The organism is Pseudomaricurvus hydrocarbonicus (genome assembly GCF_011602365.1).
GTDB lineage: Bacteria > Pseudomonadota > Gammaproteobacteria > Pseudomonadales > Cellvibrionaceae > Pseudomaricurvus > Pseudomaricurvus hydrocarbonicus.
Genome location: NZ_JAAONZ010000016.1, coordinates 30161 through 50806 on the forward strand (window position 1 = coordinate 30161; position 20646 = coordinate 50806).

Annotated in this window: 18 protein-coding genes; 10 read left to right on the top strand and 8 right to left on the bottom strand. The window is 49.1% G+C overall.

Translation table 11 applies throughout. From position 1 onward, the window contains the following. Positions 1–124: 124 nt before the first annotated feature. From G8770_RS17465 to G8770_RS17475, 3 genes are all read right to left on the bottom strand, one after another. Positions 125–2347, bottom strand: a complete 2223-nt coding sequence (locus tag G8770_RS17465) for a TonB-dependent receptor (RefSeq protein WP_208022338.1) — start codon at positions 2345–2347, stop codon at positions 125–127. A gap of 96 nt (positions 2348–2443) precedes the next feature. Further along, positions 2444–4828: a beta-glucosidase family protein gene (locus tag G8770_RS17470; RefSeq protein ID WP_167189846.1), complete on the bottom strand. Its 2385-nt coding sequence runs from the start codon at positions 4826–4828 to the stop codon at positions 2444–2446. 74 nt (positions 4829–4902) lie between these two features. Further along, positions 4903–6186: a sugar MFS transporter gene (locus G8770_RS17475; RefSeq protein WP_167189849.1), complete on the bottom strand. Its 1284-nt coding sequence runs from the start codon at positions 6184–6186 to the stop codon at positions 4903–4905. Between the two features lie 995 nt (positions 6187–7181). On the opposite strand from G8770_RS17475, the gene G8770_RS17480 reads away from it, so the two are divergent. The 4 genes from G8770_RS17480 (at position 7182) to G8770_RS17495 (ending at position 11217) form a co-directional block, all read left to right on the top strand. Continuing rightward, a complete protein-coding gene (locus G8770_RS17480; RefSeq protein ID WP_167189852.1) occupies positions 7182–8216 on the top strand; it encodes a LacI family DNA-binding transcriptional regulator in 1035 nt (344 codons plus the stop codon). A 793-nt stretch (positions 8217–9009) separates the two neighbouring features. Next, positions 9010–9309 (top strand): transposase, encoded by a 300-nt coding sequence (gene tnpB / locus G8770_RS17485; protein ID WP_167189855.1) that lies wholly within the window; start codon positions 9010–9012, stop codon positions 9307–9309. A gap of 115 nt (positions 9310–9424) precedes the next feature. Continuing rightward, positions 9425–9868, top strand: a complete 444-nt coding sequence (locus G8770_RS17490) for a helix-turn-helix domain-containing protein (RefSeq protein ID WP_167189858.1) — start codon at positions 9425–9427, stop codon at positions 9866–9868. Further along, entirely contained in the window at positions 9865–11217 is a 1353-nt protein-coding gene (locus G8770_RS17495; protein ID WP_167189861.1) for a type II toxin-antitoxin system HipA family toxin, read from the top strand. The genes G8770_RS17490 and G8770_RS17495 overlap by 4 nt, the downstream gene beginning before the upstream one ends. Before the next feature lie 187 nt (positions 11218–11404). On the opposite strand, the gene G8770_RS17500 is transcribed toward G8770_RS17495, so the two are convergent. Together G8770_RS17500 and G8770_RS17505 are read right to left on the bottom strand one after the other, a co-directional pair. Further along, the gene (locus G8770_RS17500; protein WP_167189864.1) at positions 11405–11842 is read right to left on the bottom strand and encodes a hypothetical protein; all 438 of its coding nucleotides are present in this window, start codon (positions 11840–11842) and stop codon (positions 11405–11407) included. A gap of 409 nt (positions 11843–12251) precedes the next feature. Continuing rightward, entirely contained in the window at positions 12252–12935 is a 684-nt protein-coding gene (locus G8770_RS17505; RefSeq protein WP_208022339.1) for a TetR/AcrR family transcriptional regulator, read from the bottom strand. Positions 12936–13105: 170 nt separating this feature from the next. Between G8770_RS17505 and G8770_RS17510 the strand changes: the two genes are divergently transcribed. Genes G8770_RS17510 through G8770_RS17520 form a run of 3 tightly spaced genes read left to right on the top strand, consistent with a single transcriptional unit; the run spans position 13106 to position 15451 of the window. Beyond that, a complete protein-coding gene (locus tag G8770_RS17510; RefSeq protein WP_167189867.1) occupies positions 13106–14305 on the top strand; it encodes an aromatic ring-hydroxylating oxygenase subunit alpha in 1200 nt (399 codons plus the stop codon). Continuing rightward, on the top strand, positions 14302–14649 hold the full coding sequence (locus tag G8770_RS17515; protein ID WP_167189869.1) for a hypothetical protein: 348 nt from the start codon (positions 14302–14304) through the stop codon (positions 14647–14649). The genes G8770_RS17510 and G8770_RS17515 overlap by 4 nt, the downstream gene beginning before the upstream one ends. A gap of 13 nt (positions 14650–14662) precedes the next feature. Beyond that, the gene (locus tag G8770_RS17520) at positions 14663–15451 is read left to right on the top strand and encodes an SDR family oxidoreductase (protein WP_167189872.1); all 789 of its coding nucleotides are present in this window, start codon (positions 14663–14665) and stop codon (positions 15449–15451) included. A gap of 915 nt (positions 15452–16366) precedes the next feature. Here G8770_RS17520 and G8770_RS17525 read toward each other — a convergent pair. After that, complete coding sequence (locus tag G8770_RS17525) at positions 16367–16876, bottom strand: MarR family winged helix-turn-helix transcriptional regulator (protein WP_167189875.1); 510 nt, start codon at positions 16874–16876, stop codon at positions 16367–16369. 120 nt (positions 16877–16996) lie between these two features. Further along, positions 16997–18073 carry an aromatic ring-hydroxylating oxygenase subunit alpha gene (locus tag G8770_RS17530; RefSeq protein ID WP_167189878.1) on the bottom strand — a complete coding sequence of 359 codons (1077 nt, stop codon included), beginning with the start codon at positions 18071–18073 and terminating at the stop codon, positions 16997–16999. A gap of 476 nt (positions 18074–18549) precedes the next feature. Here G8770_RS17530 and G8770_RS23925 point away from each other — a divergent pair, with 476 nt between their 5' ends. Both G8770_RS23925 and G8770_RS24725 read left to right on the top strand, forming a co-directional pair. Then, positions 18550–18750, top strand: a complete 201-nt coding sequence (locus G8770_RS23925) for a hypothetical protein (protein ID WP_208022340.1) — start codon at positions 18550–18552, stop codon at positions 18748–18750. Between the two features lie 10 nt (positions 18751–18760). Further along, on the top strand, positions 18761–18883 hold the full coding sequence (locus tag G8770_RS24725; RefSeq protein ID WP_208022341.1) for an alpha-hydroxy-acid oxidizing protein: 123 nt from the start codon (positions 18761–18763) through the stop codon (positions 18881–18883). 203 nt (positions 18884–19086) lie between these two features. Here G8770_RS24725 and G8770_RS17540 read toward each other — a convergent pair whose 3' ends face one another. Next, the gene (locus G8770_RS17540) at positions 19087–20136 is read right to left on the bottom strand and encodes an aromatic ring-hydroxylating dioxygenase subunit alpha (RefSeq protein ID WP_208022342.1); all 1050 of its coding nucleotides are present in this window, start codon (positions 20134–20136) and stop codon (positions 19087–19089) included. Between the two features lie 209 nt (positions 20137–20345). Between G8770_RS17540 and G8770_RS17545 the strand changes: the two genes are divergently transcribed. Then, entirely contained in the window at positions 20346–20636 is a 291-nt protein-coding gene (locus G8770_RS17545; protein ID WP_208022343.1) for a GntR family transcriptional regulator, read from the top strand. Positions 20637–20646: the final 10 nt, after the last annotated feature.

The window sequence follows — 20646 nt, forward strand, 5'->3', positions numbered from 1 at the left end:
CAAAGAGAACGCTTGTGTTGTCATCATCCTGAAGCTTAATCAGCCCAGAAACCGGCTGAATATTGTTATCAAAAAGATAGAAGGAAAAGCGCAGCAGATACTGCTGCGCTTTTATGGGGAGCTGTTAGAATTTCATCCCTGCTCGAACGCCGTATGTTCTAGGATCTTCGACATTGGCTGCGCCAAAAAAGCCAGAGGTTGCTGAACCCAGCGTAATCTCATCCTCAAGATTTTTGCCATACGCCTGCACATACCAGGAATCATCCTCGGAGTGATAGGTCAACGTGACATTGGTTTTGGTATAGCTCGGCTGCTTGAACTGAGATACATTAGGTAAATCAACAATATAATACTCAGAGCTATATAAGCTGCTGACGTTCGCATCCAGGTATCCGCCTATCGATAACGGAAATGTATGGGTATACGATAAACGAAAAGTATTTTCTGGCGCATGATCAAGATATTTTCCCTTGAAGTTCAGGTCCGGGTAATTAGCTTCATCGGGTACAAAATCATCGTAAACTGCGTCCAGCCAGGTTGCTGAAAATTCAAGCTTACCATTTTCATAGGGAAGCCAGATTCCGTCAATTTCAATACCTTCAATACCCGCTTCACCCGCATTGCGGGTAACTCTGGCAGGAGGATTGACAATCGTGGCCTCAATCTGCTTTTCAGTATAATCGTATGTAAATACCGACGCATTCAGGTTCAGAGTGTCTTCAAGTAAACTGAATTTAAAACCTGCTTCGATACTGGTCAACTCTTCTGGACCGTAATACAGTAACTCAGCGGGTTGAGTACAGCCTATTCCTGAGCCCTCTACACAACCATCATTAAAACCTCCCGCTTTATAGCCTGTTGCAACCGACGCATAGATCATGCCCAGATCACCCAGGAAGTAATCAACACCCAACTTCCAAGTGGTCTTGGTCCAATCATCTGCCGCCAGATTCTCATTGAGTACAGTACGTGTTACAACACCCGTATCAGGGTCTTGCACATCAAGTACTGTTGCTCCTTCTCGTGATTTTTCATCTTCGGTATAACGAATACCGCCAGTCACATGCAGATCGTTAGTTATATTGTAGGTGAGCTCGGTGAACGCGGCTTTAGACTCAGCTTCGACCGGCCCCTGAGGGAAGGCATAACCCACCGCATTCTCACCAAAAAACATCGAGGCTATAGGGTTGCCCAGATTGAGCTCCAAATCGATCTCTTCCTTAAAATAGTAAAGACCTGCCTGGCCGTGCAAGGGTTTATCTTGACCGAAGGCGATGCGCAGCTCATGGGAGCTCTGCTCAAAACTTCCAACGAAAGTAGCCGGGTTGGGAATACTTCCCAACACCATATAATTACGATTGAATTCACGATCAGCATCACGAACAGAGCCGAGGTACGTCAGTGAAAAGTTATCAAAATGATAGGTCGCTTCTGTCATCAGACTCCAACGATCTTCATCGCGCGAATCTGGTGCGGTAATTTCAAACGGCACATTGAGCAGATCGTCGGTACTGCCTGCAGCATGGTAACGAGGGTCAATGGTAGGCGTGGTGGCATAGCCATCCGGGAAAAAATTGCTGATCGGGAGTATGTTGAATACCGAGCCTTCCGCTTGGCTGGCCTCGCCTACCACCACAAATTCGAATTTGTCGTAGTCACCACCCAAAGACAGTCGACCCGTCAGGTTATCGCGAAATGCATCAAGATTTTTTGCGCCAGGACCTTCGAGTACGGTATCTCGTTTCTCGCGATTGACTGCCGCCCGCATGGCCAGATTATCATTAAGCGGCACATTGACCATGCCAGTAAAATTTTCTGTCCCGTAGTTGCCCAGCTCCATGTCGACAGAAGCTTCGAACTCATTTTTTGGACGGGCGGACAACACATTGATGACACCTGCCGTGGTATTGCGTCCATAGAGGGTACCCTGGGGGCCACGAAGTACTTCGACCCGCTCAAGATCAAAAAAGGAACCAACGATATCCTGAGAGCGTGCGATATATATTCCGTTTTGCATAAAGGCGACCGAGGGATCACCTTTCTCAGTGGTGTCCGTACTGGATACCCCACGAATAGCTACTCGATAGTCGCCGTTAGATTCCGTTAATCGTACATTGGGAACGACATCATTAAGCTTGGTTGCGTCTGTAATCCCTGAATCACGCATCGAATCGGGGGTTAGTGCCGTCATGGCAATTGGTGTCTCGGACAACAGACTTTCTGTCCGGGTGGCCGTTACCGTGACTTCTTCAATGGTCTTCTGAGCCAAGCTACTGGCCGAAGCCAAAGACAATACGGATAAAGAAATGGCATAGCTTAATTGTTTCTTATTTTTTATTTTTTTCATGGGTCTCTCCTGATTATTGACTAATTTTTATCACGCTTTTTCATCTTAAAATGTAGGATCCACAATGGTTGGTAAAGGAGATCCAGGTAAAAAATGTCATAAATCGGTTAAATTGCTCTCAGCGATGCGCTCATCGGGCAGTTCAAATGTCACCGTTTGGCGAATATCCCTGGACGAGGCGCCAATATCAATTTTATAAATACCCTTATCAGCAACCCAGGATGATCGGCTTTCATCAAACGATGCCAACTCCTTAACCTTTAAGGTAAAAGTCAATTGCTGGGATTCGGCAGGGGCTAACAGGCGAGTCTTGGCGAAACCTTTCAGTTCCCTGACCGGCTTTTTCAGCTGACCTTCGGGCGCGCTCAGATACACTTGTACCACTTCCTTACCAGCAACCTTACCGTTGTTAGTAACGGTGACTGAAACACTGATCGAGTCTTCGAAGGTAGTCGAACTGACGGTGGTCGAACCATACTCGAACTGGGTATAGGAAAGTCCATAACCAAACTCATAGGCTGGCTCAACGTTGAAGGTATCGTAGTATCGGTAACCGACGAAAATACCCTCTTCGTAATCCACCCTGGAAGGTTTACCCACGGCAAAGCCACCGATTCCAGAGACGGTTTTATCAGAGGTTTCCACACCGGGAAAATTATCTGATGACGGCACATCCCTATAGTGGACGGGCATGGTCGTCGGCAATTTTCCGGAAGGGTTTACCTTGCCAGTTAATACGTCGGCAATGGCATTACCCGCTTCCTGTCCACCCTGCCAAGGCAGTAAAATGGCATCGACCTGATCACGCCAACTGGCGATTTCCAGCACATTGCCGACATTGAGAATTACCACGACCTGTTTGTTCTGGGCATGGAAGGCCGAGGATACATCGGCAATCAAACGCTGCTCACCCGCGGTCAAGGTAAAATCACCCTCTACTGGACGATCCTGGAATTCACCCGAATTGCGACCAAGTGTAATCAGCGCGATATCGGCTTCAGCTGCCTGAGTGGCCAGTGCCTCACCTGCCAACGGCATTTCAACAATCGGCGGCAACAACTGAAAGAAGTTTTCCTTCTTTGGCTGCCGAGCTTTTTCCGTGGCCAAAAACTGTTCATAGGTAGACGCCAATTTGGAATCGATGTGGTATCCGGCAGTCTGTAAACCGTCAACCAGAGAAACGGTATAGGCTTCATTGACATCACCGCTACCGGCTCCGCCCGAAATAAAGTCATAGGAGGTATTACCAAACACGGCAACCTTGTTAACCGCTTTTGCCAGCGGCAATGCCCCGCCGGTATTTTTCAATAACACGGCACCTTCGGCGGCAGCCTGTCTCGCTGTGTGCGCGTGTGCATTGAGGTCCGGTTTGTTACTGTATGGGTAACCTGCATAGCTGGGCGACTGCAGAATCACCTTGAGAATTCGCTGCAGGTTTCTATCCAACGTTTTCTCGTCCAGCTGTCCAGACTCCAACCCTGCAGCAAGCTGTTCGGTATCCTTTGGAGTACCTGGCATGATCAGGTCATTTCCGGCATTCATCTGTGCTACCGCATCATCACCGGCAAACCAGTCGGTCATGACCAATCCCTGGAAATCCCACTCGTCGCGCAGCACTTGGGTGAGTATATTTTCGCTTTGTGGCGTATAGCTACCGTTGAGCTTATTGTAGGAACTCATGATGCCCCAGGGCTGGGAATCTTTGACCGCGATTTCAAAGCCGCGTAAATAGATTTCCCTGAGTGCACGCTCACTGGCAATGGTGTCGACCAGAAAACGGTTGGTCTCCTGATTATTGGCCACGTAGTGCTTGATGGTGGCACCGACACCATTGGACTCAATACCATTGACCATGGCTGCGGCCGACTTGCCGCTCAGAACGGGGTCTTCAGAATAATATTCAAAGTTACGGCCACCACGGGGGTTGCGATGAATGTTCATGCCAGGTGCCAACAGAATATCAACGCCGTATTCCTTAACTTCCTCGCCCATGGATTGACCAATGGTGGTCAGCATGTCCGTATCCCAAGTCGATGCCAACAGCGTTCCAATTGGAAAAGCCGTGGCGAAGTAGCTGTTAGGATCGCCTTTTCTCGAGGGCGAAATTCTCAAACCGGCAGGCCCATCGGCCAGTACGATGGAAGCTATACCTAATTCATTAAGGGCATAGGTATACCCTGCGGCACCCGGAACCTTGCTGTCGGGGTTGGTATAATCGTCAGTGTTCATTCCCGTGCCCATCACCAGATTGACTTTCTGGTCGAGGGATAAACGTGACAGGATGTCGTCGACTCTCTGTTCAATCGGCTTGGAAGTGTCTTCGTACAGATCTTTCTTGCCGTTGCCATTTAAATCACGAAAGGTGTTCTTTGTAAGTATTTGCGGCTGCCTAGCTCCATCTTCAGTGGCATTATCGACACTGCAGGCAGCGGTTAAGCATATTGTCAGAGTAAGTGGTAAATATTTTGTTTTTAAAGGCATAGTCGTTTACCCAATTATTTTTTATAGTTTTCCGAACGTTGTGCACACAAATCAGTGCGGTTCGACAAGGAATATCAGTTATTTTTCACGACGAATCTGGATCCACGAAGCCCGTAAAATACGATATACAGGTAACAGATCACCGGTAGAATAAATGCTGGCTGCAGCCCCATAGCATCCGCCAGAACGCCCTGAAGCAGAGGAATCAATGCACCACCAACTATGGCCAGACAAAGAACGCCGGACCCCTGGCTGGTGTGCTTTCCCAGGCCATGCAAGGCCAGACTAAAAATCGTAGGAAACATGATTGAGTTGCAGAGTCCCACCAGTAGAATGGCGTACATGGCCAAGGTTCCGCTACCAAGAGCCGCTGTCGTCACCAGCAGCACAGCGGCGCAGGCATTTAACGCTAACACCTTGCCGGGCTCGAAACGAGTCATGATCAACGCACCGATGAAACGCCCCACCATCGCGCCACCCCAGTACCAGGCAATATAATGGGCTGCCTGCTCTTCGGCTAAACCGGCAATATGAGGTTCACCGAGGAAACTCACTAAAAAACTGCCAATAGATACCTCGGCACCCACATAGACAAAGATACCCACAGCCCCCATTACCAGATGCGGGTACTGCCACGCCGATCCAGAACTTTTCAAGGACTGTGTGGTGGTTTTTGGTTGCTTGTGGCTGTGAAACGATGGCAGCTTCAGCACGGCAAAAATACCCGCAAAAATAAACAGCGTGGTAGCGAGCAGCATATAAGGAAACTTGACGGCATCAGCTTCGGAGGCGAGTTCACTGTTATGGACCAGCGCATCGGGCGCAACCGACAAAATCAGCATCGCACCAAAAAACGGCGCCACCGTGGTGCCTAATGCATTAAAAGCCTGAGTCAGATTGAGACGGCTGGATGCGGTTTCCGGTGGACCTAGTGCGGTCACATAAGGGTTTGCAGACACCTGCAACAAGGTTATTCCGGAAGCCAGCACAAACAGCGCCGCAAGGAACAGGAAATAGACTTGCTGAGAGGCTGCAGGGTAAAACATCAGGCACCCAACTCCCGCTACCAATAAGCCGACCACCAATCCACGCTTGTAACCGATGCGCTGTACCAGCGCCCCTGCCGGCAGCGACATCACAAAATAGGCACCAAAAAAACAAAACTGAATCAGCATTGCCTGGGTGTAGCTGAGAGAAAAGACGCTTTTCAAGTGCGGAATCAGAATGTCATTAAGACAGGTGATAAACCCCCAGATAAAAAACAGGCTGGTAAGGGCTGATAGAGCAAATCGATGATTGCTGGTATTGCACTGGGCGGAGAGTTCGGTCCGGGTAAGACCAGGTGTTACTGATGCCATATTTTCTTCCTCTTTGGAGAGGTATATTTATTTTTAGTCGTCGTAACGCAAAACCGCGACAGCTTATTTTTATGCTCCCGAGGGAGGTGTTATGCGTATGCTCCATTAAAATGACAGCGCTGTCAAGCAGGCGTGATTGTTTTTTCCCATCGCAGCATATGGATAATTATCGTGCGAGCGCTTCTTTACATAACCTTTTTCGACTGAATAGCTGTTTAACCAATAGTTTAAAATCGCTAATTTACCCAACCGACCGGCCGTTACCCCGGCATCTAGGGAGGACGCACCTCCTATGACTGTAGGCGTGCGTCCTGGATAGACCCGTGTACTTACCGTGCAATTGGGACTGTGCTCCAGTGCTCCTTGAAAGCCACCGCTATCGGGTGATTCCGCTCACGGCGCCTGTCATTAAATGATGAACTCGGGAGACAAGCCCCCCTGTTCTTGACCATGGCGCCTATAAAACCGAAGCAATGATTTGTGGATACGGTATCGATACTTGGGGGCGGGTAACGGCCTGCGAAACACTCAAACGGGGCGCCTGTAGGCTGTAATGGCTAATCTGATCAGTTTCAGGTGTGTTAAAATGGCAGTCAGAAAGGCCAACCACCGCCTCCATCTTGGTCTGCACTCACCTGCTGGTCCTAAGCCATTTGATGCCAACTTTAGGGGACAATAAAAGTAGCGAGCGAGCGTCAAAAAGGAGATACTTTACCGCTATGACAGCGCTATCAATCCAGTGACGTCTGTTGTTAACGTTTAAAATGTGTAGGGAGCACCATTGTGCTTTTTGATTTTCTTTATTTATTTTAGAATCTTTTGTTATTTAAATATTGTTTTTAAGGCCTATAAAATCCAAGCCATATTTAAGTTATCGCTGACAAAATTTCAGGCGACCAAATGGCATCAAAGTCTATGGTGACAACCGTTTAGCTCTGGTTTTTTAGCCAACCCCATCACCCACTAATATCGTTACCCGCAAAGTCATAGAGGACATGGATATCACAACCACCATCGAAGATGTGGCCAATTTGGCCGGAGTCTCTATAAAAACTGTTTCCAGAGTGGTGAATATGGAACCTAATGTTCGCCCTGCCACTCGTGAGCGTGTACAGGACGCGATACGTGAGCTTGGCTATCAGCCTAACCCATCCGCACGCGGGCTCGCCAGCAAACGCTCTTATCTTGTTGGCCTGTTCTACGATGACCTCATGGCTGAATCAACCTACATAGTCAATGTCCAGAGAGGCGTACTGACACGCTGTCGCAAAGAAGGTTACGAACTATTAATTCATCCATTCAACTATCACCAGAATGGGATCAATGGGCTGGCAGAAGAAATCACCGCTAACATTATCAAATCACGGATTGATGGCGTGATTCTTACGCCGCCTCTGTCAGACCTCTCCATCGCCATAGAAACGCTAAAGCGTCTGGACAAGCCACAAATCCGGCTGTCACCTGGCCATCATGAATCCGGATCTCCTTGTGTCTATTCAGATGATCGCATAGCAGCGAGATTGATGACCGAACATCTTATCCAGCTAGGCCATAAACGCATCGCTTTTATTGCCGGACACAGTGGCCACCTCGCCATCGTTCATCGCCAGACCGGTTTCATCGACGCAATGACTGCGGCAGGACTCAATATTGATAATGCCTCCGTCTCCCAAGGCAGCAATACCTTTGAATCCGGAGTCAAATGCGCTCGAGAGATCTTGTCACACGAACGGGCGCCAACGGCGATCTTTGCAAGCACTGATGAAATGGCGGCCGGAGTGATGAGCGTAGCCCATCAGTTGGGTTATTCAATACCAGGGGATCTCTCTGTAGCTGGATACGATAACTCTCAAATTGCACACCAGGTCTGGCCCGCATTAACGACCATTGCCCAGCCGGTCAATGAAATGGCTGAAATTGCCACAGGGTTACTCATCGACCAATTACGCGGAGGCAAAAAAAGCATCTCGCAAGTTGCGATGCAGTCCGAGCTGGTATTGCGTGACTCCACAGGCCCAGCGCCATGTTGACGGCGTTGTAGAACTTGCGTCAATGGAGAGCTTTTGCCTTGCAAGATACTCGGAAGAAAGGGGTACCTGTTTCAGTGCTTAAATAATCAGGAATTCTCAGATACATGATGCCATGTACAAAATACATGACGATATCTTTTCTGATCTTATATCTTTTAAATTTCATTAATCGAAAATAGACTGGATCATTGCCGGTCTAAAAAAAGTACCTTTTGATATGCTTTGTAATGAAAATCTGGCCCGTGTAAAAACCAAGGCCGCCTAAACCGATAAGGCCACTGTTCTTGCCCAAGAGATAAGATCGCTACTGACTCACGTTGATAAAAACTGCTCGATCATTGGGGCCTCTATATAGTCACGCGGAAGTCTCTTACGAGTCCTGCTCACAGTCTAACGACAAGCCCATTATAAAATGACATTAAGCGCCAATCCAATCACCCACTACTCATCAGTAGGTCTTATAACTAACCTCTGGATTTTCATCGTTCGGAGGTTTTATGAAACAACGTCGTACCAAAGCTCAGTAGCTGCCCTTGATCCATGAGTTTGACAACAGTAGCCTGACACTAGCTGAGCTCTGCACTCAGCGAAGCATTAACCCCAAATGCTTCAGTCTGCGCCGCATCAAACTCAAGGCCGATAGTAAGCCAGACGCCTTTGCTATTGCAGTGCCGGGTTTAAAACCATTGTCTGGATCTGGCGCTCAAGTCTCGATCCAATATGGTCGGGTCACTCTGCGATTACTTCTACAAAACGCCCAGGTGATAGCGGAACGGGTTAAGGCCCTGTCTGCATGATCGCGTGTTCTAAGGACATCAAGATTCACCTGCACCGTGAACCGGTGGACTTCCGCAAGGCCATTAACGGTCTGAGTGTCATCGTCAAGGATGAGATTGCCTTGTCTCCGTTCGAGACGGGGTTTGCTGTTTGGCAGAAGCGTCGGGAGGCGGATAAGTTCAAATGGCCACGTCAGCGGCCCGATGACCCGCTTCATCGGTTGAGACAGAATGAACAAATGCGTGGGCTTCTGGGCACACAGGATTGGCGCAAGAGCCGAAAAAACTTGTTTAATCAATCAAATATGACTTATTAAATCGAATTTTAGCACTTATCAATTCATATATGACGTTTATTACCCCTTGTTAACCTGTTATATTAGGGCTCAGATATGATCTCTTAAAGAGATTTTCTAGCTTAAGGATTCAAATATGACCGAATTATCTGAGCTGAATAACGCCGAAATAGCCGCCCTGATCGGTGAGCGAGTATCGGCTTGGCGCAAACTACGAGAACTCAGGCAGGAGGATCTCGCAGAACAGGCCGGCGTTGGTGTCAGTACTCTGGCTCGGCTCGAATCCGGGAAAAATTGCAGCATCCTCAACTTGATATCCATACTGCGAGCGTTGGGCAAGCTTGACTGGCTCGCCGCAGTCTCCAATGACACTGCCGTCAGCCCCGTTCAGATGGTAAAGATCAAAGCCAAAGAAAAGTTACGGGTAAGGCAAAAGCGAGGTGACAGTGGAATGGACAATGCCAGCATAACCCCCTCTTCCAAAATGAAATACACCAGCCACTCTAACGCAGAGACAAACAAACCGGATCAAGCTCATCCCGACAAAACCTCAGGCTGGACGTGGGGAGATGAAACATGAGTGAAGCCTTTGAGCACGCCAAAGTCAGGATTTGGGGAACAGACGTCGGCGCCGTCTCGTGGGATCACAGCGCTGATATTGCTGTGTTTGAATATGACAGCGACTTTATGAAGGCGCCGGTCGAATTGAGCCCAATAAGAATGCCCAAGCAGGCAGGTCCCATCAGGTTCCCTGGTCTCGAAAAGGCCTCATTCCATGGCTTGCCGGGGATGCTCGCTGATAGCTTGCCCGACAAGTTCGGCAATGCACTGATTGATCGCTGGTGCCGAGAGCAAAACCGCAAAGAACTCAATCCGGTGGAAAAACTTTTGTACGTTGGCCGGCGAGCTATGGGAGCACTGGAGTATGAGGATTCTTTTGACATTGGCATCAAGGAACATGATCGGCCAATCGACATTGCCAACCTGGTGAAGCTCTCGAGCAAAATCCTTTCGGAGCGCCAAAACTTCAAGACTGAACTTAAGGAATCGGACGGCACTGATTCGGGCACCCAAGGCCTCGAAGAAATCCTCATGGTAGGCAGTTCTGCCGGGGGCGCCCGGGCTAAAGCGCTGATAGCGTGGAACCGTAAAACCAGCGAAATACGCTCAGGTCAATTAGAGCTGGGAGCGGAGTTTGAGCACTACCTGATTAAGTTTGATGGCGTGTCGGAGAACAGGGACAAAGGACGACTTGCCGACCCGCAAGGTTTTGGTCGTATTGAATATGCATATCACCTAATGGCAAAGGCTGCCGGTGTCAGCATGGCACCCTGCGAGCTCTATGAAGAAAATGGCCGGGCGCATTTCCTAACCAAGCGATTTGACCGAGTGGATGGTCAAAAGCTTCACATGCAAAGCTTATGTGCGATCGCACACTATGATTTTAATATGGCAGGGGCTTACAGCTACGAACAGGCCTTTAGAGTGATGACACAACTTCTGAAGGAAGAGGCTCAGCCAGCCCTGGAGCAGCAGTATCGCCGCATGGTGTTTAATGTCTTGGCGAGGAATCAGGACGACCACACAAAAAATATAGCCTTCCTCATGGACCGTCAAGGTAACTGGAGCTTGTCTCCGGCTTTTGATGTGACCTATAGCTATAACCCGGAAGGCGAATGGACGTCAGGGCATCAAATGACGATTGCAGGCAAGCGCGGAAAATCCGGGTCTGACGCCATCACCATGGATGACCTCATCGGTATTGGCAAACATGCGAATATTCAGCCAGGAAAAGCGAGAAAAATAATTCAGGGGGTTTCTGAGGCCGTCAGGGAATTTAAATACTGCGCACATAAAGCCAAGGTTAACGAAGAATTGACGGTCGTTGCCAGCCATGGAATACGCTCTGAATTGCTGAGTATTTATTAAGATACCCGCTCCTGAACGGCTTTTATTGGACCATCAATGCTGCTACAGCAATGTTTACAACTCAAATTTTCATAGACCATGACATCCAGTATTTCTCCATACAGAACTGATGCAACGGATGTAAATAAGGCACACTGAATAATTATCTCATTGTAGAGCTATCGATAAGGCAAGTTCACCAAGTCAATTAATAGTCGTCGTCTTCATATTCATCAGTGTAGCCTGGCTCTATTGGGGATTCATTAAACAGCTTTTCTTCATCATCATACTCTTCATCATTCCGCGCTTCGTCTGGTTCAGAATGAACATCACCATTGCTGCTGTTTTCATCATCAAAATAGTGGTCGATGGTAAATTCACATTCAATATTGCCGACACCCTGCTCCGAATAATAACAATAGTTAACCGCCGCAACGGGGTACTCCCAGACATCTAACTCAATATGTACAGTATTACCACAGGAGGCACATGATGTATCATATTGTGCGACATAACGAACATACTCATCATCTTGCGCTTCAGGACTGGTGTCTTCTCCAAACGTCAATGACTTACCTTCAACGGTGCCTGATTTTCGACAACGATTGCAGACATACGTTAAATATCCACTAATGGAGACATTCATTCACTGATTCCTTGATCAGATACATTGTTACAGCAAGTAACCATGCTGAAAGCACTTAATCGAGTCGATATCAGATGATCGATAATACGTGCTCAGCAAAGAGTTGATTATAAAATGAATACGCAGAGCTAGATAGGTCTAAAGCAGGTGAATAGATCCGCTCACAGGGAATGCTAGGCACGATCCAAAATTCCGGGATTCAAGGGCCACTAGGGATGCGGAAATGTAAAACTGAAGATGACCTACTACTCGTTATGGGAAGCAGAGGCGGAGCTCAGTGATTGGCAATTATGTGCGAACCGAACCAAGATCTCACTTGGCAGAAGAATTCTCAGCGGTGGCGGATATCCAGTAATCACTTGGCGGTTCAAGGGTGAGCCTCAGTCTTAAAAAAAATTTACAGTAGCAACTACTCTTCCCCAAAGAAGGATCTATTTTCCAGCATGCGCATGGTCTCTTTTCTGAAGCGTTGAATGACCAGCTCGTTATCGGCATCCGGGCAAACGCTGCTTTTAAAAATGCTCGGGCCGATAAAGGCCATAGTCAACAAATTAATACTGAACACCTCGGGATCAATACCGTCCGGATCGCCCTCTAAAGAAAACTTCTCACGCATCCCCTCAACCATTTTATCCCAGTGCGGGTAGAGCCGGCGGATATCACCATCGTTGAGTGCATCATCGACCCACATCCTCAGCAACTCTGGATTCTCCAACACAAAACGGAAGATGTGCTCCGCCCGGTCCTGAGGCGGCTTCACAGGCTCAAAGGCTGAGGCCAGCTGCTGTGATGACCAGGCTTTAACTTCCTCAATCAGCTTTTCCCTGCTGTCAAAATGGTAGTAAACGGTGGTTCTGTTAACCGCCATAGCACGGGCTAACGCTGCGATAGATACAGCCTCCACACCCTTATCTGATATCAGCTTAACAGCCGTTTCAATCATCTTCCGGTGAGTCGCCTCATAACCTCTATTGCGCTTCGGCAACGCTTCCTTCGGATCAAAACTCAAAACGCCACTCCTCACTACATTAATACGCGTACCAACTAACAACGTGCCAGGCAAAAACTGTACTTTCTGAGCCAGACCGTCCAAATTTCAGTCCACAATAGCGCTCCCCGGCAATAAATACAACACATGTGTTGTAATTATTTGAGGGTCGATGTAATTTGTACACACCTGTTGTATTTATAACAATTACCAGCGGAAGGCATGGCCCAGAGGCGAATCATGACGGGCGTGCTAATACCGCAGGAGGACCAGTAATGAGTGAATTACACCAATATCAGAGACCGGAAAGCGAAGAAGCCATGGCGTTAGGTACGGATCCCATTCCGACCGCCCCCTACTTCTCGGATGACTATTTTGAGTTAGAGCGGGAGGCGATCTTCAAGCGAACCTGGCTTAACATCGGTCACGTCTGTGAATTGCCGGAGTCCGGCAGCTTTATAGTCCGCGAGCTGGAATTTGCCGACGCATCTATTCTGATTACACGCAGCAAGGATGCCGAGATCAGAGCCTTCCATAATGTCTGCACCCACCGTGGCACTCAACTGATTGCCACCGACTCGGGCACACGCAATACTTTCACCTGCCCCTACCACAGCTGGACTTTTAACAATACTGGCGAACTGCGTGGCGCCCCTGACTTCGAGCGTTTTTATGTCGAAAAGAAAGACTGTAGCCTGCTCAAAGTCGCCGTGGGCGTTTGCGCCGGGCTGATCTTTATTAATCTCGATCCCGAGCCCAAACAGAGCCTGCATGATTTCCTCGGCCCCTTTGCGGAGCAATGGGAGCAGTTACCCGTTGCCAAAGCTTCAACCTACTCTGAGTATGTTTATGAAATTGATGGCAATTGGAAGCTCACCTACGATAACTTTCAGGAAAACTACCACCTGCGTTTTATCCATCCCCGCTCAGGCGGCGGTGGTGCCGTCGGCGCAGACAACCCGTTTGGCTACCCAACGGCCTATGGATTTCACGGCGATCACCGCACCCAGCAAATCTGGGCCAATCCGAACCCTGTCTTGAGCGATACACAAAAATTTGCCTTTGGTAAATTGATCCCCGCCCTGTTGCAGAAAGATTCTTTGCAACACCCTTTTGGTCGCGCCTATTGGGCCACCTATCCCAATCTGTTTATGATCGGTACACCGACTCAACCCTTTGTTCACTACGTAATGCCCATTAGTGCGCGTAAATCCCGGGGAGTGATCCGCATCTACTGGGTGGGAGAGGACAGCAATGCCAGCGAGCGCTTTGGTCGTGAATTCTCCATGGCGATGGCCCGGGATGTGCACAGCGAAGATCGTATGGTCATTGAAGCGGCGCAAAGAGGGCTGAACAGCGGTGCTCTGAAGCATATCCACCTGCAATCTCAGGAAGTGTTATTGCGTCATCTGTATACCCGCGTCGATGCCAAAGTCCAAGCCTATAAGCAAGAAATGTCCAGAGGTGCCTTATGAACCCTTCACCTTCCCTCTTACCCTCTGGATTCGAAACACTGGAACCCTTTGTTGACTTTTGGGCGACAGACACTTCTGCCAAACGAGCCCAGCGCCGTGATAGCAGTACCGAAGAACAACGACAGCAATTTTACAACGCCATCATAAGCCTGGCGCCCACTGCGCTTGATCAACTTGATGCCAAACCAATCAGCGAATGGGATGACAGTGAAAAGCGCTTAATGCAGCTGGTCCTAAGCTTCGGTCACATCGCAATGGCCGTCGAACTTCAAAAGGACGCCGAAGCAGAACATGTTAAGTGGAGGCCATTTATGCACATTACAACAACCCCTGCAGATCGTTAAGGAATTTTGAAGAATGAAACTATCTGACAAAGTTGCTTTTATCACTGGCGGCGGTGGAGGTATTGGCGCTGGCATTGCGCAAGCGTTCGCCGAGAAAGGTATGAAGCTGGTTTTAGCGGACATCAATCTTGCTCATGCCGAGGAACAAGCAAAACCCTTTGGCGATAATGCCATTGCTCTGCAAATTGATGTCACTTCATTGGAGAGCTGGGCCGTCGCCAAAGCTGTAGCCTATGAGACGTTTGGCCGGGTCGATGTGCTGTGTAACAACGCGGGGATTTCCCAACCACGTCAGCCGCTGGACCAAGTTCCCCCCGATACCTTTGCCAAGGTAATGGCCGTTAATACCACCGGTGTCTACAACGGTGTCGTTACCTTTGCTGATGACATGCGTCAACGAGGTAGTGGCCACATTGTAAATACTGCATCAATGAATGGATTGCTTGCGTTCGGTACTTTCGGGGCCTACTCTGCCAGTAAATTTGCCGTCACCGCCATGTCCGAAGCGCTTCGTGATGAGTTGGCTCCCTATAATGTTGGCGTGTCTGTACTCTTTCCCGGGTTAACCCGAAGCCGTATGTCAGAAGCCGATATTGCCTCCGGGGATATCCCTGAAGAAGTCGCTGCCCAAGGATTAACCGATCCCGTCTATTTGGGACGCGCTGTAGCAAACGCCATTGAAAACAACCAGCTGTATGTTATTTCTCATCCGGTTTATAAAGCCGTTTTGGAAAAGCGCTATGCTGAAATTCTGGCTGCACATGGCCAGTCAGCACAAGAGGCTTTTGGCACAAGCGATTAACCATGCTGATAGTGTTCCGCCAGCTTCGACACTTGGTTTCATTTGGAGCTGGGTTGCTATCACCGTCATTGATGATTTCACGCCATTGGTTGCCTACACGGATAGCCACTCACGTCACGCCTGGTGTCGCCATCTCACGTCTGCACAAGATATGATCACGACAACCAAACGAAGCAATTGGGAATAGAGCCTGTAAATCGGTATTTCTAATTTTTTGCTATTGGAAATTGGGGGGCAGAGACAGAGTCTATAGACGACCGGAAAAAACCTCAAAAACCCCTTATTTTAATGCATATAAATCAACTGGGCATAAGGTTTTATACAGGTTTTCTTATATAAATGGCCAGGCTCCCCAAAATGAAAGAATTTATAGGGTGTCGGAGGAAACGGCATTACTGGTTTTAACCCCCGAGTACAGTAGCCCGCAATGCGCAAACAGATTAAAACTAAACTCTAATTCCCACAACCAACTTACTGTTTTATATGTTTTAGATGTGTGTGCCAAAGTTTTTTCTCCATCTTTTCCTTTCAGTGATTCCGCTGCGCGTCACCCCGACCACACGAAATCCGCCAGAGAAAGTTCACTGAGATAGTCATTCGGACAAATGCCAACGGCGATACGACCAGCAGCCATTACTTGACGCCTTACCGGACTATCTAAAGGTAAAAATGACGAACTTGAAGCCATCAGTGTATTAAGGTCGACAATCAACTTTATCAGCAGCGGTAGGCTGTCGGAAAGAAGAGGCATATATGCCGTTGTCTCGCATATTTCGCAAACGCTCTACATTGGAATGTTAAATGAATATTTTCTGACAAATTCTTCCCAAACCAAGAATGGGATCAAGGCCTTATCGGATAACACGATCAACTCAGCTCTAAAAGATATTCTCTAGCAGGGGGCCAGCGTAAGCTTCAGTTGTCCTTGGTTTCACCTAAATACGCTTCACTGGCCGCTTCAACCGCTGGCAGGTTCGAGTGCAGCTTATGCAGTATTTTGATCAGGGTGTCGGTTTCCCGTTCAGATAACGTCGACAGCAGCGCCTCTTCCCTGACCAGCGCCAGGCCAATAATTTGATCGTGCAAGTCCCGACCTTTGCGGGTAATGGTAGCCAGTCGTACTCGTTTATCGTATGCGTCATCACTGAATGCAATGAGTTTATCGGCGTGCATTTTTTTAAAACAACGACTCACCGACGCCTTGTCCAGGCCAATGGTTTGCGAGATATACTGGGCCGATATGGGGGCTCCTTTGGCCAGCAAAACCAGGCAGCGCCACACTTCAATGCCCACCCCGAAATGCTTCAAATAGAGCGTCGAGGCGCCTCCCGACAACTTGTTGGATATCCAGGTCAACAGGGCCGGGACATAGGTGTCTAGTTCAATCTCCGCCGCCGGGCTGGCGGAGGTTTTGCGATCAATCATCTGCTTCTCATTCCGTATGGATACTGGTGCTCAAACATCCGGCAACGATAACAGATTTCACTCTTTTATGCGTCTCCCTGTACAGCCCCACTCCACAGCACCACTCCACAACCCCCTCCACTAACCGGCAGTGCTGCGCAGCTTCTCTATAATGCGCCTTGCCCGATTGGCCCCGGCATCCACATGAATACTGATCATGGGCGCGTGACCGAACTTGAGCATATTCTGGTATTGATCTTCGATCACCACCTTGTCTTCTTCGAAAGTTAAAGCCGTTTGCTCAACCACTTTTTGCAAGGTGGCCTCGGGGTCCGATTGTGGGTTGGTGGCGATGGTCCAGAAATAATGTGACGTGGTTTCTGTTTCCGGCGTTACACCGTGGAAACCGCGCATGTGAAAACCGCCGCGCTCTGGATCGTTCAAATCTTCGCTGTTGGCATCCACTGCACCGGTCCAGATTTTCAGGTGCGTGGGCAAGAACTCGATTTCCTGCCAGCGATCAATCCGGTCCTTAAAGGGATAGGCCGCAGTGTAGGTGGGTGGCGGCAGCGAATCGCGCATATGGCGCACCACCCGCACACACTCCCCTTCGCCGGTGACCCTCATGTCTGCGTTCATGTGCGTTTTGGCATCACCGCCAATCGTCCGCAAATGCACGTAGCCGAGATGGCTCAAATCCAGCAAGTTGTCGTGAATCAACTGATAGGGTGCCTCATAATGATACACATCGCCATCGTAGAGGTACTTGCCACTGCTGTGAACGGCATAATTGGGAGGCTCAAAAAGCGGTTCAGCATCCTGGTCCAGACCAAACCACATCCAGATGAAGCCATCGACTTCTTTGACCTGGTAACTCTTCACTTTCGCCCGTGGCGGAATAATGTCTTGACCCGGTATGTCTATGCACTGCCCGCCACCGTTGTATAGCATGCCATGATAACCACAGCGTATACCGGCGTCTTCGAGTGTCCCTGAGGACAATGGCAAGGCCCGATGGCAACAGCGATCTTCCAGCGCATGTACGCGCCCATCACCGTCACGAAACAATACCACTGCCTGACTTAACAGTGTGCGGCCTACCGGTTGATCGGTGAGCTCTTTCGACAGCGCGGCCACATACCACTGATTCAGCGGGAATGGACTTTTGGTTTCGTCGGTTAAATCACTCACACCGGGTATGTGCATTTGAACGCTCATGGCTCTCCCCTCTTTTACTTATGTTTAATATTTTATACAGACAATCTAGTTGATAACTCAACTATTTTAGTATTGTTAAATATTGTTGAGTTGTCAACCATGTTCAGAGAGAAATAAAGGGGATAAGATCATGGTCGGGTAAAAAACCGTGACGGTCTAAAACGGCCACGGCTCGTCAGGGTCCTTGGGCCGAGATGCTAAACCCCCCGCTCGTCAGGCAAATTCAAATCGACAGGTTTGATCCCTAACAGGTTGCACCAAACACTCAAACAATCAATGGGACAGCCATCTTTCTGGAGCGCTCACTAAGATAGACCAAATCCAAACGGATAGAGCGTGTTACCCTCACTAAAGCCTGCCGTATCGGGTGCCTGATGAATCACGGCATCCAGAGTATTAGGAATAGCGAAAGGCAACTTGCCCTGAGGCTTGGCCAGCCCGGTAATCGTGAAAGAGATTTGGTTAACGGCATGACCATGCCGCCGAAAGTTACGGCAGCGCGCAATTTCTTCAGTTACGCCACCAGTTTTGAATGGTGGTTTAATATGATGTTGAACCCCGATTTCAAACTGTCGAATGTCGCGCGTCGGGTGGATGTCCTCGGTGGAGGTTCCATGGGGTTGATCGATTACATGACCGCAGCGTTACCTGGAAAGTTGCTGCCTGGCTGCGGGTAGCCAATCAGGTGTGGAGCGATGTTTAACTATTTTGAAAACTGAGGTTGAACGTTCAATGGCTTTGCTGGGGGTGAAATCTATTTCAGAAATTAATGAATCGCATCTGGTGGATATCAAGCGCTTGAATAAATAAAGCACAATCAGGTTCTGTAAAGATTGTTACCTTATTTTAAAAAATTGAACCGATTTACTGATTTAGGGCCTCATTGACACTACACCCAGCACCCTTTATTTGCATGTTGTATTGAGAATTTTGTGGACACAAGTTGTCACATACGATGGCTACGGACTGTCTCTGGATCATGCGCACCAGAGACAGCGATCCAAAAGACGGGGTTAACCCGCCTCGGCCTCCGTTTCGATCATTTTATCCAGCAAACGGCGTGACTGCACTCCACCGGCGTCAATGTTGAGTTTCATCAGACGACGCTCGGGGTACTCCAGTAGATTGCGCTGTTGCCGTTCCAGCATGTCCTGATCCTCCGCAAAAATCTTGCCCTGACCTTCGCGAATCGAATCCGTCAGCGCTTGATCGTGGGGTTTGAAGTCGCGGGCCATCCCCCAGAAATACCAGATCGAGGTATCCGTTTCCGGTGTCATAAAATCAACCACCGTACTGTTGGCTCTGTACTGCGCAGGCGCCTCGTAACCGCCGTGCCCGGCATGAGCCACACCCACTTCGATCATTACCTGACTGGGAGGTGTAAAACGACAGATCTGCCAGCGATCCACCGGAACGTCATCGGCCAGATCATTGGCACGCAGAGCCATTTGCCAGAACGGCGGCGGCATGATGTTGTCCATAAAACGGCTGGTGACCACTTCCCCGTCCACAGTTTTGGTATGCACCGGCGCCTCGTCAATTTCCTTTTGCCCAATGCTGGTGGCGTGAACATAGGTTTCGTGGGTCAGATCCATCAGATTGTCGATCATCAAACGGTAATCACACTGAATATGATAGAGCCCGCCGCCATAGGCCCAATCGGGATTCTCGGCCCACTCGAGGTGGGGGATCAAATTGATGTCCGCCTGATCCGCGTCGCTAGGCCAGACCCAGATAAAGCCGTAACGCTCATGCACCGCAAAGCGTTTGATGCAGGGAAAGCTTTGGACGCGCTGACCGGGCATGGAATCGGTTTTGCCATCCGCCCCCATTTTCAAGCCGTGATAACCACACACCAGCTGACCATCTTCCAGGTAGCCCAGTGACAACGGCGCACCGCGATGGGGACAGAAGTCTTCCAGGGCGACGGCTTTGCCCTCGGCATCGCGATAGAACACCATCGGCTCATTGCAGATACGGCGGCCCAGTGGCTTATTGTCGAGTTCGTCGGGGGTGCAGGCTACATACCAACAGTTTTTGGGGAAAATGGGAGGGTTGCTCATTATCGTATCTCTCCTAGGCTGTATTTTATTGGATCCAATATATCGTCAGAATAATTTACAGGCAAGTAAAAACAGCATTATTGGATCCATAAATAGATTATTGAGGTTTGAACAACGATCAGATAGGCATTATATCTATCGCTGGAAAGCACAATTGGATCCAACCTGTTAAGATGATTGTCGTTTTAGCTTGAGTAGTGACCAGCACCATGAGCAAACCCGGTCAACGTGTATTGAGTACCCTGCGACAGATGATCATCTCGCGCGAATTGGCGCCCGGCGAGCGGGTGACGGAAATTCCCACGGCGGAACGCCTTGGCATCTCCCGCACACCGCTGCGCATCCTGGAACAGGAAGGTTTGCTGGAAAAGCAGGCTCGTCGAGGTTATCGAGTGCGGCTGATAACCCCCAATGCCAACCTCAGGTATGCGGAAGTATTTGCCTGCCGTTGCGGGCAAAATCAGGGAACCCGGCTAATTCAGGGAGCTCGTGAGGCGTGAGAAGGATGCA